Here is a 13,714-nt window from a genome sequence, read left to right as displayed (position 1 = left end):
CTGATCGACAAGACGTGGTACCTGTGTCTTACAGGGCGACCACAGGGGGTGCGCTCGTCCTGCCCGGTCATACCGGGAAATCAAGACCCGGGGGGGGTCTATGAAACAGCACGGCACGAACAGCTTCTTCGTCGTGGGCGAGGGAGTGCTCGAGTTCGACCGCGAGGGTGAGGCCACGACTCGTCGGCCGCTCACCGTGGAGGAGTTGCGGCGGTTCCGGTTCTCCCGGCTGGGCCCGGAGGGGATCCCGCTGGACGAGGAGACCAGGATCGCCTTGGCCACCGCGATGACCGCGAAGGTACCGCAGCTCGACTCCGCGGACCCGTCGATCCCGGCGGGGTTCACCTACCTCGGCCAGTTCGTCGACCACGACCTGACCATGGACCGCACCGAGTCGCAGCTCGGCGAGGACGTCACGCTCGACGAGCTGGTGCAGGGCCGCTCGCCCGCGCTGGACCTCGACTCGGTGTACGGGCGCGGTCCCCAGGACCGCCACGACCGGATCTTCTACGCCGCGGACGGCGTGAAGCTGAAGGTCGGCACCACCTCGCCGACGCCGTTCCCGGACGAGCGGGTCAACGTCGCGTTGGAGGGGTTCGACCTGCCGAGGTTCGGCGCGGCGGGCACGACCGGGGCGGACCGGCGCAGGCCGCTGATCCCGGACGGCCGCAACGACGAGAACCTGGCCGTCGCCCAGACCCACCTGGCGTTCATCAGGTTCCACAACCGGGTCGTGGACGAGCTGGGGTTGCGCGGGCTGACCGGGCGGCGGCTGTTCACCGCGGCGCGCGAGCAGGTGGTGCGCCACTACCAGTGGTTGCTGCGCACCGACTTCCTGCCGCGGATCGTGGACCCGGCGATCGTCGACGACGTGTTCACCAACGGTCGGCGGTTCTTCGAGGCGCCGGGCCGGGGCAAGTCGCCGCACGGGCTCGAACCGACCATGCCGCTGGAGTTCTCGGTGGCGGCGTACCGGTTGGGCCACAGCATGATCCGGGACGAGTACCAGTGGAACCGGGTGTTCACCTCGACCGGCCCGGGCAAGGCCGCGACCCTGTTCCTGTTGTTCGTCTTCACCGGCACGTCCGGCAACTTCGACCCCGGGTCACAGCTGCCGGACCTGGACAACCCCAACTCGGGCACGGTCGACACGCTGCCCACCAACTGGATCGCCGACTTCCGCCGGCTGTTCGACTTCACCGAGGCCGACCGGCCGGACCTCGCGCCGCCGGCCGCCGGTGGCAACGTCACCAAGCGGGTCGACAGCCTGGTGGTCAACCCGCTGGCCGAGCTCCCCGCGGGCACGTTCGGCGGGCGCGGCTCCACGTTCCCGCCGATCGAGCGCAACCTGGCGTTCCGCAACCTGACCCGGGCGAACATGGTCCGGCTGGCCAGCGGGCAGCAGATGGCGGAGTTCCTCGGCGTGGAGCCGTTGACCGACGAGCAGGTCCTGGTCGGCGACGGTGGCGTCGCGCTGGACTCGCTGACCGACGCGCAGAAGGCCGCGGTGACCGCGGCGACCCCGTTGTGGTTCTACGTGCTGCGCGAGGCGGAGTTCAACCGCGGCAGGCTCGGACCGGTAGGTGGCCGGATCGTGGCCGAGGTGTTCCACCGCGCCATCGAGGGCAGCCGCACGTCGATCGTCCGCGAACCGTCGTGGCGGCCGGCGTTCGGCCCGGACTCGCGGACGTTCCGGATGACGGACCTGCTGCTGTTCGCGTTCGAGGGCAAGGCGGACCTGCTCAACCCGCTCGGCGACTGACGCACACCGCGAACGGTCCCCGGCCCTCTTGAGGACCGGGGGCCGTTCGCGTGGCCGTGCACGCCTCGCCGCTCAAGCGTGGCGGACCCACTCCCGGTGGAAGCCTTCGACGTGGCGGGTGACCCTGGTGGCGGCCAGCTCGCCGTTGCCCGCCTGGACGGCGCGCAGGATCGACCGGTGCTCGCGGCGCAGCCGCACGGCGGTCCGCGACCAGTCCGGCAACGCCTGCACGGCGTCCAGCACGGTCCGGTGGATCGCGTCGCGCAGCGCGGCCATGATCGCGGTGTTGACGGCGTTGCCGGCGGCGGCGGTGAGGGCGACGTGGAAGTCGGCGTCGAGCAGGTGGAAGGTGTCCGCATCGATGTCCGGCGCGTCCATGCGGGCCAGCAGCTCGGCGGCGCGCACGAGGTCGGGGTGGTCGGGACGGGCCGCCGCCGCGCGCACGGCGTGGCTCTCGATCATCACCCTGGTCCCGACGAGGTCGGCCATCGGCAACCGGCGCGTGGCCAGGTGCAGGCGCAGGGCCGCACCGAGCCCGCCCGCCGGGTCGGCGATGACGGTGGTGCCCGCGTCCGGTCCCGACCCGACGCCGCTGCGGACCACGCCCATCGCCTGCAACACCCGGATCGCCTCGCGCACGGTGGCCCGGCTCACGCCGAGGTCCTCGGCGAGCTTGCGCTCGGCGGGCAGCTGCTGCCCCACGCCGAGCCGGCCCGCGGTCAGCTCCGACTCGACGTGCCTGAGCACCGTGCCGTACCCGGACAAGCGGACACCTCCGTCGTGTGGTCTGACCACAGTCTGGTGTGGTCAGACCACAGAGTCTAGAGTCGGCGGGGTGAGAGTCGCGCTGTTCGTCACCTGCCTGGTCGACGGCCTGTTCCCGGACGTCGGCAAGGCCACCGTCCGGCTGCTGGAACGGCTCGGCCACGAGGTGGTCGTCCCGTCGGCCCAGACCTGCTGCGGCCAGATGCACATCAACACCGGCTACCCCGGCCAGGCGGTGCCGGTGATCCGCAACCACGTCGAGGCGTTCGAGGGCGCCGACGTGATCGTCGCGCCCTCCGGGTCGTGCGCGGGGTCGGTGCGCCACCAGCACGCCGACGTCGCCCGCGCGCACGGTGACGCGAAGCTGGCCGAGGCAGCCGCGGACACGGCCAAGCGCACGTACGAGCTGTCGGAGTTCCTGGTGGACGTCCTCCGGCTCACCGACGTGGGCGCGTACTTCCCGCACCGGGTCACCTACCACCCCACCTGCCACTCGCTGCGCGTGCTGAAGGTCCAGGACCGGCCGTTGCGGCTGCTCAGGGCGGTCGAGGGCATCGACCTGGTCGAGCTGCCGTCCGCCGAGACGTGCTGCGGCTTCGGCGGCACGTTCGCGCTGAAGAACTCCGACACCTCCACCGCCATGCTCGGCGACAAGATGAGCGCGGTGCTGAGCACGAAGGCGGGCGTGGTCACCGCGGGCGACTCGTCGTGCCTGATGCACATCGGCGGCGGGTTGAGCAGGCTGCGCAGCGGCGTCCGGCCGCTGCACCTGGCCCAGATCCTGGAGCACACGCGATGACGACGTTCCTGGGCATGCCCGCCGGTGGCGGGAACCTGACCGGCGAGCCGTTCCCCAAGGCCGCGCGGGAAGCGCTGGGCAACGCCCAGCTGCGCCGCAACCTGGCCAAGGCCACCTCCACGATCCGGGCGAAGCGGGCGAACGTCGTCGGCGAGCTGCCGGACTGGGCGCAGCTGCGCGCGGCGGGCGCGGCGATCAAGGACGAGGTGCTGGCCAACCTGGACGAGCACCTGGTGCGGTTCGAGGAGGCGTTGACGAGCCGCGGCACGCGGGTGCACTGGGCGCGTGACGCCGACGAGGCCAACCGCATCGTCTGCGACCTGGTGCGGGCGACCGGCACCCGCGAGGTGATCAAGGTCAAGTCGATGGCCACGGTCGAGATCGGGTTGAACGAGGCCCTGGCCGACATCGGCGTGCACGCGGTGGAGACCGACCTGGCCGAGCTGATCGTCCAGCTGGGCAACGACAAGTCGAGCCACATCCTGGTGCCCGCGATCCACCGCAACCGGGCGGAGATCCGGGAGGTCTTCCGGCGCGAGATGCCGGGCGTGGACCCGGACCTGACCGACGACCCGAGGGCGTTGGCCGAGGCGGCGCGCGAGCACCTGCGGCAGAAGTTCATGACGGTGGACGTGGCCGTCTCGGGGGCGAACTTCGGCGTGGCCGAGACCGGGTCGCTGGTGGTGGTCGAGTCCGAGGGCAACGGCCGGATGTGCCTGACGCTGCCGCGCACGCTGATCAGCGTGGTCGGCATCGAGAAGCTGGTGCCGTCGTGGCGCGACCTCGAGGTGTTCCTGCAACTGCTGCCGCGGTCGTCGACCGGTGAGCGGATGAACCCGTACACGTCGGTGTGGACAGGGCCGACCGAGGGGCAGACCAGCCACGTGGTGCTGGTGGACAACGGCCGCACGGCCACGCTCGCCGACCCGGACGGGCGGGCGGCGTTGCGCTGCATCCGGTGTTCGGCGTGCCTGAACTCGTGCCCGGTGTACGAGCGGACCGGTGGGCACGCGTACGGCTCGACGTACCCCGGTCCGATCGGCGCGGTGCTGTCGCCGCAGCTGACCGGGGTCGACCGGAACCCGACGCTGCCGTTCGCGTCGTCGCTCTGCGGTGTCTGCTACGACGTGTGCCCGGTGGCGATCGACATCCCGTCGATGCTGGTGCACCTGCGGCAGCGGGTCACGGCGTCGAAGCGGACCACGCCGGAGTCGACGGCGATGCGGGCGTTGGCGTGGGCGATGTCGGACGCGCGCCGGTGGCGGCGGCTGGTGGGGTTGGGGAAGTTCGGGCGGGTGGCGAGCCGGCACGTGCCGCTGCCGGGCTGGTCGACCGCGCGCGACCTGCCCGAGCCGCCGAAGGAGACGTTCCGCGACTGGTGGGAGTCCCGATGAGCGCTCGTGACGAGGTCCTGGCGAGGGTGCGCCGGGCGAAGGGGCCGCGCGAGGTGGCTCCCGTGCCCCGCGAGTACCGGGCAGCCGGCACCCGGGGGCCGGGCGATGTCGAGCTGTTCGCCGAGCGCCTGCGCGACTACCGCGCCCTGGTCCGCGTGGTGGCCGCCGACCAGGTCGCCTCGGCCATCGCCGACGCGCTGCGCGCCCGAGGCGCCCACCACGTCGTGACCGCGCCCGGCACACCACCCGAGTGGACCGCGACGTGGACCGGCGAGGAGCCGGCAGGGTGGACCGCGGAGCGAACGGCGGACCAGACGGCGGGGCGGACCTCCGAGGGGCCGGAATTGTCGGACCCCGTCGGTAAAATCACATCAAGGGTTCCCCTTGGCGGGGACGCTCGCGAAGCGCTTCCCGCTGACGAGGACGCGCGTGAAGTGCTCCTCCCCGGTGGTGACGCGCACGAGGGCCACCCCGCTGACCAGGGCGTTCGCGAAGTCCGTCGCGTTGGCGGGGACGCGCGTGGAGCGCTCCGGGGCATCGTCGAAGCGGCCGACGCGGTGGTCACTGCCTGTCACGTGGCGGTAGCGGAGACTGGCACCATCGTGCTCGACCACGACGCGGCCGACCAAGGCCCCCGGGCCCTGACCCTCGTGCCGGACTACCACCTGGTGGTCGTGCGGGCCGACCAGGTGGTGGCCGGCGTCCCGGACGCGGTCGCGGCGTTGGCCGGGGTGCTCACCCAGACGTGGATCAGCGGACCGTCCGCGACCAGCGACATCGAGCTGGAACGGGTCGAGGGGGTGCACGGTCCGCGCACGCTGGAGGTCGTGATCACGCGCTGAGACGCCGGCGTTCGCGTTCTCATCCTTTGGGCGGTTCCGCCCACGATCGCGTGGTTCGCTAGGATTGGACACCCGATCGAGAGGCGCTGCAACGGGCGACGAGCCCGCCACGCTCGGCCGGGGCTCGACGATCCGAAGGGCGCCTCCCAACCTGGGAGGCCGCGTGTCGGAAAACGCCCTGCGAGAGCTGTTGGACCAGCGCGTCGCGGTGCTGGACGGCGCCTGGGGCACGATGCTCCAAGCCGCCGGGCTCACCCCGGCCGACTACCGCGGCGACCTGCTCGGCGACCACGCGCACGACGTCACCGGCGACCCGGACCTGCTCAACCTGACCCGCCCGGACGTCGTCCTCGACGTCCACCGCCAGTACCTGGCCGCGGGCGCGGACATCACCACCACCAACACGTTCACCGCGACGAGCATCGCGCAGGCCGACTACGGCCTGGAGAAGCTGGTCCGCGAGATGAACGTGCGCGGCGCGCAGCTCGCCCGCCAGGCCGCCGACGAGGCGGGCGGCCGGTTCGTGGCCGGCTCCGTCGGCCCGCTCAACGTCACCCTGTCCCTGTCGCCGCGGGTCGAGGACCCGGCGTACCGGACGGTGTCGTTCGACCGGGTCAAGGACGCCTACGCGGAGCAGATCAGCGCGCTCGCCGAGGGCGGCGTCGACCTGCTGCTCATCGAGACGATCTTCGACACGCTCAACGCGAAGGCCGCCGTCGCCGCGGCCCGCGAGGTCGCGCCCCACCTGCCGCTGTGGATCTCGGTCACCATCGTGGACCTGAGCGGGCGGACGCTGTCCGGGCAGACGGTCGAGGCGTTCTGGAACTCCGTCGCGCACGCGGAGCCGCTGATCGTGGGCGTGAACTGCTCACTGGGCGCGGCCGAGATGCGACCGCACGTCACCGAGATGTCCCGGATCGCGGGCACCTACACCGCGAGCCACCCCAACGCCGGGCTGCCCAACGCGTTCGGCGGCTACGACCAGACCCCGGACGAGACCGCCACGCTGCTGCACGGTTTCGCCGAGGAGGGCGTGGTCAACATCGTCGGCGGCTGCTGCGGCACGACGCCCGAGCACATCGCGCGGGTCGCGGCGGCGGTCAAGGACCTGCCGCCGCGGTCGGTGGCGCGGGTGCCGGACCGGACCAGGTTCAGCGGTCTGGAGCCGTTCGAGATCAGCGCGGACACCGGGTTCGTGATGATCGGCGAGCGCACCAACGTGACGGGTTCGGCGAAGTTCCGCCGGCTGGTCGAGAGCGACAACTACCAGGCGGCGGTGGACGTCGCGCTGGAGCAGGTGCGCGGCGGCGCGAACCTGCTGGACGTGAACATGGACGCCGACCTGCTCGACAGCGAGCGGGCGATGACCACGTTCCTCAACCTGATCGCCACCGAGCCGGAGATCGCCCGCGTCCCGATCATGGTCGACAGCTCGCGCTGGAGCGTGCTGGAGGCCGGGCTGAAGTGCGTGCAGGGCAAGGGCGTGGTCAACTCGATCAGCCTCAAGGAGGGCGAGGAGTCGTTCCTGGCCCAGGCCCGCCGCATCCGCGACTTCGGCGCGGGCGTGGTGGTGATGGCGTTCGACGAGCTGGGCCAGGCCGACACCGCCGAGCGCAAGGTCGAGATCTGCGGTCGCGCGTACGACCTGCTGACGCAGAAGGCGGACTTCCCGGCCGAGGACATCATCTTCGACCCGAACGTGCTCGCGGTCGCGACGGGCATCGCCGAGCACAACGGGTACGCCAAGGCGTTCCTGGACGCGATCCCGCTGATCAAGCAGCGCTGTCCGGGCGTGCGGATCAGCGGCGGCATCTCGAACCTGTCGTTCTCGTTCCGCGGCAACGACACCGTGCGCGAGGCGATGCACTCGTCGTTCCTGTACCACGGCGTGCGCGCGGGCCTGGACATGGGCATCGTCAACGCGGGTCAGCTCGCGGTCTACGAGGACATCCCCAAGGACCTGCTGGAACTGGTCGAGGACGTGCTGTTCGACCGCCGCCCGGACGCCACGGACCGGCTGGTGTCGTTCGCCGAGACGGTGGCGGGCTCCGGCACGAAGCGCGTGATCGACCTGGCGTGGCGCGAGGGTCCGGTGGCCAAGCGGCTGGCGCACGCGCTGGTGCACGGCATCGTCGACTTCATCATCGAGGACACCGAAGAGGCGCGGCTGGAGGCGAAGCGCCCGCTCGACGTGATCGAGGGGCCGCTGATGGACGGCATGAAGGTCGTCGGCGACCTGTTCGGCGCGGGCAAGATGTTCCTGCCGCAGGTGGTGAAGAGCGCGCGGGTGATGAAGCGCGCGGTCGCGCACCTGGAGCCGTACATGGACGCGGAGAAGGAAGCCTCCGGCTCCACCCGCGGCAACGGCAAGGTCGTGCTGGCCACGGTGAAGGGCGACGTGCACGACATCGGCAAGAACATCGTCGGCGTGGTGCTCGGCTGCAACAACTACGACGTGATCGACCTGGGCGTGATGGTGCCCGCGGCGAAGATCCTGGACACCGCGATCGCCGAGGGCGCGGACGCGGTCGGCCTGTCCGGGCTGATCACGCCGTCGCTGGACGAGATGGTGTCGGTGGCGGCGGAGATGCAGCGGCGCGGGATGAAGCTGCCGCTGCTGATCGGCGGCGCGACGACGTCGCGGCAGCACACGGCGGTGCGGATCGCGCCCGTGTACGACCAGACCACCGTGCACGTGCTGGACGCGTCGCGGGTGGCGGGCGTGGTGTCGGCGCTGCTGGACGACGAGCGCGCCGAGGAGCTGGCGGTGGCGACGCGGGTCGAGCAGCAGCGGTTGCGCGAGGAGCACGAGAACCGGCAGAGCACGCCGTTGCTGACGGTGGAGCAGGCCAGGGCGAACGCCGAGGTGGTGTCGTTCGAGGAGCTGCCGACGCCCGCGTTCACCGGGCTGCGGGTCGTGGAGCCGTCGGTGGCCGAGCTGCGCGAGATGATCGACTGGACGTTCTTCTTCCTGGCCTGGGAGCTGAAGGGCAAGTTCCCGAAGATCCTGGAGACCAACCCGGCCGCGCAGGAGCTGTTCGACGACGCGAACGAGATGCTCGACCAGATCATCGCGGACGGCTCGTTGTGGGCGAAGGGCGTGTACGGCTTCTGGCCCGCGCACTCCGAGGGCGACGACATCGTGGTGGACGGGCGGCGGCTGCCGATGCTGCGGCAGCAGACGCGGAAGCCGGCGAGCAGGCCGAACCGGAGCCTGGCCGACTACATCGCGCCGGCGGGCGACCACCTGGGCGGGTTCGCGGTGGCGATCCACGGCGCCGAGGAGCTGTCCGGGCGGTACGAGCGGGAGCAGGACGACTACAAGTCGATCATGGTGAAGGCGCTGGCGGACCGGTTGGCCGAGGCGTTCGCGGAGCACGTCCACCTCCGGGCGCGGCGGGACTGGTTCGAGTCGGACGCCGACCCGGAGTTGGCGGACCTGCACGCCGAGCGGTTCCGCGGCATCCGGCCCGCGTTCGGCTACCCGGCCAGCCCGGACCACAGCGAGAAGGAGGACCTGTTCGCGATGCTGGAGGCCGAGCAGGTCGGCCTGGCGTTGACGGACTCGTTCGCCATGACGCCGGCGGCGGCCGTGAGCGGCGTGATCTTCGCGCACCCGGAGGCCCGCTACTTCACCGTGGGTCGGATCGGCCGCGACCAGGTGGTCGACTACGCGCGGCGGCGCGGGATGCCGGTCGAGGAGGTCGAGCGCTGGCTCCGGCCGAATCTGGCCTACGAGCCGGGCGCCTGATCAATTCGGCGCGAATGCGCGAAGAATGATCACGCGGTCCCTCGTCGGCAGGCCGGCGCAATCACACTGACGAGGGACTGCGGAGCCGTGGCGGGCATGGCTATCGTCACCTTCGGGACCGTGAAAGGATCCCGAAGGGGGAACTGTGAAAAAGAATTCTTTGGTCGCACCTCTCGGCGCGCTGATCGTTTTCGTCATGATGGCCCTGTTGCCGTCGTCCGCGGCCGCGGCGTCGTCGGCCGCACCGACGCCGACCGGGCACGCGGTGGACCGGTCGTCCGTGCCCGCTTGTTACGTCACACCCAAAGCGGGCGTGAGCGGCGTGAACGTCCGCTTGCGCACGAACTCCGGCTCCACCCGACTCGGCATCATCCAGCCCGGGCAACGCGCCGCGGCGTCGTGCGATGCCACCTCGGGCAGCAGCTACACCGCGTGCGGCGGCACGAGCAGCTGGTGGATCCAGGTGCAGTGGGACGGCCGCACCGGTTACGTCGCCCACCTGTGCGTGGACTGGTACGAAGCCTGACCCGAGCAACCGCTGATCGACGGTCCCGCAACTGAACGATGGTGCCGCCCGCTTCTCCGCAGAAGCGGGCGGCACCATCACGAAATTGAATCAGGAATAGTCAAGGCTGGGTTTCCGCTAAACAGGCGGCAACTGCGGCGTTCGTGGACCGCTGCTCATCGACCGCTTCGACCACCGCGCCGGGAGGTGGTCAAGCGGTGGTCCACCCATAGTCGCGTCACGCGGGATGTCGACACGCGTCCTGCTGAACCTCGCGTCACGCCGGACGCGCACCACGGGTCGAGGTGCTCCGCCCGGACGTCCGGGGCGTGGCAGAGGCAGACGACCTCCCCCGACACGCCCCGGAGGCCGTTGTGGGTCGTGCGCCGAAGTGGCGAACCCGATCACGCCGACGCGGCGCAGAGCCGGCCGAGCGCTCACGGGAGCACGATGGCCGAAAGCCCCGCCGGCCCGAGTGGGCGACGGGGCTTTCGACGAGCGAACCGAACCAACCGGACGAACCGGCGGGCGTCAGACGGTGACCGCCTCGCGGTCCGCGGTGGGGTGGTCGGCCTTGCGCGCCTGGCGGCGCTCCTTGCGGCCCTCGACCATCGAGTACAGCGTGGGCACCAGCACCAGGGTGAGCAGCGTGGAGCTGATCAGGCCGCCGATCACCACGATCGCCAGCGGCTTGCCGATGAACGCGCCCTCGCCGGTGATGCCCAACGCCATCGGCAGCAGCGCGAAGATCGTGGCCGCGGCGGTCATCAGGATCGGCCGCAACCGCCGCCGACCGCCTTCGACCACCGCCTCGCGCACCGGCATCCCGTCCCGCCGGTACTGGTTGACCAGGTCGATCAGCACGATCGCGTTGGTCACCACGATCCCGACGAGCATCAGCATGCCGATCAGCGCGGGCAGGCCGAGCGGGGTGCCGGTGAGCAGCAGCAGGCCGATCGCGCCGGTCGCCGCGAACGGGATGGACACCAGCAGGATCAGCGGCTGCACCAGGCTGCGGAACGTCGCCACCATGATCAGGAACACGATCGCGATGGCCGCGAGCATGGCCAGGCCCAGGTCGGCGAACGTCTCGGCCTGGTCGGCGCTGACGCCGCCGATGCTGTGCGTAGCGCCCGCGGGCAGGTCCACCGCGTCCAGCCGCGACGTCAGGTCGGCCGTCACCGCGCCCAGGTCGGACCCGGTGGCCTTGGCCGACACGGTGGCGCTGCGCGCGCCGTCGGTGCGCCGCACCTGCACCGGGCCGTCCACCACGGCCACCTCGGCGACCTGGCCGAGCGTGACGCCGCCCGGCAGCGGCAGCGCGCGCAACGCGTCCACGTCGGCCGGCGCGGTGCCCGTGCGCAGCACGACCTGCTGCGACCGGCCGTCGATCGGCAGCTGGGCGACCGGCACGCCGCGCAGCGCCTGCGCCGCGAACTGGCCGATGGCCTGGCCGCTGAGCCCGCGGGCCGCCGCGGCGGCCTGGTCCACGGTCACCTGCACGCGCGGCGCGCTCACCGACAGGTCGTTGGTGACCTCGCCGACGCCGGCCGTCCCGGACACGACCTGCCGCACGCGGTCGGCCGCGTCCCGCAGCGCCTGCTCGTCGGGAGCGGTGACCAGCACGTCGATGGTGTCCGAGCCGAAGCCGGACGCCGCCGCGCCGAACGCCACCTCGCCCGCGCCGGGCGTGGTGGCCAACCGCTCGGTCAGCCGGTCCTGCAACGCCTCCAGGTCCGTGCCCTCGCGCACGGTGGCGCGCACGCTGGTGTCGCCGTCACCGCCGAAGCCGAACGCGGCCAGGCTGTTGTCCGTGCCGACGGTGACCTGGTAGGTCTCGACCTCCTCGGTCTCCGCCAGCACGCCTTCGAGCTTGCGCGCCGCGTCGTCCCGGGCGGCGAGGCTGGTGCCGGGCGGCAGCTCCTGGGTGCCCTGCAACGCGGTGCCGCCCGCGTTGTCGATGAAGTTGGTCTGCAACGACCCGGCCAGGCCGAGCGTGCCGCCGAAGATGAGCACGGCGATCAGCAACGTCACCCAGCGGCGCGTGGTGGCGAACCGCAGCACGGGCACGTAGGCGCGCTGCAACGGGCTGCGCCGCTCCTTCTCCAGCGCCGCCTCGCGTGCCTTCGCCGCCTCCTCCGGGTCGGTCGGCACGGCCGGGCGCTTGAGGAACCAGAACGCCAGCACCGGCACGATCGTCAGCGACACCAGCAGCGACGCGAGCAGCGCCACCGTCACCGTGATGGAGAACGGCCCGAACAGCTCGCCCGCGATGCCGCCGACGAACGCGATCGGCAGGAACACCGCGACCGTGGTCAGCGTGGACGCGGTCACCGCGCCCGCCACCTCGCGCACGCCGTCCAGCACGGCGCGTTGCTTCTCCTCGCCGTAGCCGAGGTGCCGCTTGATGTTCTCCAGCACCACGATCGAGTCGTCCACCACCCGGCCGACCGCGATGGTGAGCGCGCCGAGGGTGAGCAGGTTCAACGACAGGTCGCCGGTGTAGAGCGCGATCAGCGCGACCACCACGGACAGCGGAATCGACACGGCCGTCACCAGCGTGGACCGCACCGACAGCAGGAACAGCAGGATCACGACCACGGCGAAGAGCAGCCCGAGCAGGCCCTCGGTGGTCAGGCCGCTGATCGCCTTCTCCACCTGCGGGCCCTGGTCGAACGCGACGGTGAGCGTGGAGCCGGTCGCCTCGCCCCACTCGCCGAGCCGGTCGCGGACCTGCCGGGAGATCTCGACCGCGTTGCCGTCGGCGGTCATGGTGACGCTGACGCCCAACGTCGCCTCGCCGTTGGTGCGGGTGAGCACGGTCGCCGCCTCGGGCGCGGACTCGACCCGGGCCACGTCGCCGAGCTTCACCGGGCCGGCGGGCGAGGCCAGCAGCAGGTTGCGCAGGTCCTCCACGGTGCCGACGGGGCTGCCGATCTGCACGGTGAGCGTCTTGTCGGCCTCGGGCACGGTGCCGGCGGGCACGACCGCGCCGGCCGTGGTCAGGGCGGCGGTCAGCGCCTGCGGGTCGACCCGGGCCGCGCCGAGGCGGGCGTAGTCGACGGTGACGCCGACCTGGCGGTCGCGCTCACCGCTGACCGTGGCCTCCCGCACGCCGGGAATGGCCTCCAGGCCGGGCACGACCTCGGCGCGCAACCGGGCCGCGGCGGCGATGTCGTCGTCACCGGAGGTCGCGGCGAGCGCGATCACCGGGATGTCGTCGGTGCTGCCCTGCGCGACGGTGGGCTCGACGCCCTGCGGCAGGCGCGGTTGGAGCCGGTTCACCGCCTGCTGCATCTTGGCCACGGCGGCGTCGATGTCGGTGCCGTAGGTGAACATCACCTGGACCGTCGCGGAGCTCTCGGCGGAGCGGGTGAACACCTGCTCGACGCCGTCGACGCCGCGCACGGCCGACTGGATGGGCTCGGCCACCTGGCTGTCCACCAGGTCGGGCGACGCGCCGGGGAAGGGCGCGATGACCACCGCGGCGGGCAACTCGATGGACGGGAAGAGCTGCTGCTTGATCGAGGGCAGCGTGAACACACCGAAACCGATCACGAGCAGGCTGAGCAGCCCGACGAGACTTCGGTTGGCCAGGCTCAGCCGAGCCAGCACGGACATCGTGGGAATCTCCTTGGTGGGCGGACGTGCCGGCAGGCGACTGCCAGGGGTGCCGCGGGCGGATGTGCGAACGCTGGCACACGCCACCTGAGAACCGGCTCAGACATGGGTTGACCGCGCGCCCCGCACGAGGCCTCTGACCTGCACTGATACCGGCCGCGACAAGATCGCTCCGAGCCGGTGATCTTTATCACGAGCAGAGGTTCGGTACCACTACTCCTTTCGGGCGAATGTTCGTGACAGGCGGTAACAGCGTTCTCCGTAGAGTGATGTCA

7 protein-coding genes and 1 pseudogene are annotated in these 13,714 nt (G+C 71.5%); 6 read left to right on the top strand and 2 right to left on the bottom strand.

Going from position 1 to position 13,714, the window contains the following annotated elements; translation table 11 throughout:
* Nucleotides 1-100: 100 nt before the first annotated feature.
* Nucleotides 101-1,762: a peroxidase family protein gene (locus ACQPYE_RS13395; protein WP_498721442.1), complete on the top strand. Its 1,662-nt coding sequence runs from the start codon at nucleotides 101-103 to the stop codon at nucleotides 1,760-1,762.
* A gap of 72 nt (nucleotides 1,763-1,834) precedes the next feature.
* On the opposite strand, the gene ACQPYE_RS13390 is transcribed toward ACQPYE_RS13395, so the two are convergent.
* Entirely contained in the window at nucleotides 1,835-2,527 is a 693-nt protein-coding gene (locus tag ACQPYE_RS13390) for a FadR/GntR family transcriptional regulator (RefSeq protein WP_498721441.1), read from the bottom strand.
* A gap of 70 nt (nucleotides 2,528-2,597) precedes the next feature.
* On the opposite strand from ACQPYE_RS13390, the gene ACQPYE_RS13385 reads away from it, so the two are divergent.
* From ACQPYE_RS13385 to ACQPYE_RS13365, 5 genes and pseudogenes are all read left to right on the top strand, one after another.
* Nucleotides 2,598-3,326, top strand: a complete 729-nt coding sequence (locus ACQPYE_RS13385; protein ID WP_498721440.1) for a (Fe-S)-binding protein — start codon at nucleotides 2,598-2,600, stop codon at nucleotides 3,324-3,326.
* Complete coding sequence (locus ACQPYE_RS13380) at nucleotides 3,323-4,720, top strand: LutB/LldF family L-lactate oxidation iron-sulfur protein (protein WP_498721439.1); 1,398 nt, start codon at nucleotides 3,323-3,325, stop codon at nucleotides 4,718-4,720. Before ACQPYE_RS13385 ends, ACQPYE_RS13380 begins: the two co-directional genes overlap by 4 nt.
* A gap of 425 nt (nucleotides 4,721-5,145) precedes the next feature.
* Nucleotides 5,146-5,562, top strand: a pseudogene (locus ACQPYE_RS13375) (LutC/YkgG family protein); the annotation flags it as partial.
* A 163-nt stretch (nucleotides 5,563-5,725) separates the two neighbouring features.
* On the top strand, nucleotides 5,726-9,313 hold the full coding sequence (metH, locus tag ACQPYE_RS13370; protein WP_498721437.1) for a methionine synthase: 3,588 nt from the start codon (nucleotides 5,726-5,728) through the stop codon (nucleotides 9,311-9,313).
* Nucleotides 9,314-9,509: 196 nt separating this feature from the next.
* Nucleotides 9,510-9,839: a hypothetical protein gene (locus ACQPYE_RS13365; RefSeq protein ID WP_498721436.1), complete on the top strand. Its 330-nt coding sequence runs from the start codon at nucleotides 9,510-9,512 to the stop codon at nucleotides 9,837-9,839.
* A 510-nt stretch (nucleotides 9,840-10,349) separates the two neighbouring features.
* Here the strand turns inward: ACQPYE_RS13365 and ACQPYE_RS13360 are convergent.
* On the bottom strand, nucleotides 10,350-13,439 hold the full coding sequence (locus ACQPYE_RS13360; RefSeq protein ID WP_498721435.1) for an efflux RND transporter permease subunit: 3,090 nt from the start codon (nucleotides 13,437-13,439) through the stop codon (nucleotides 10,350-10,352).
* Nucleotides 13,440-13,714 lie beyond the last annotated feature (275 nt).

The organism is Actinosynnema sp. CA-299493, assembly GCF_050946825.1.
Lineage (GTDB): Bacteria > Actinomycetota > Actinomycetes > Mycobacteriales > Pseudonocardiaceae > Actinosynnema.
The sequence above is the reverse complement of the archived record's forward strand: the minus strand, read 5'-3'. Positions and strand labels throughout refer to the sequence as shown.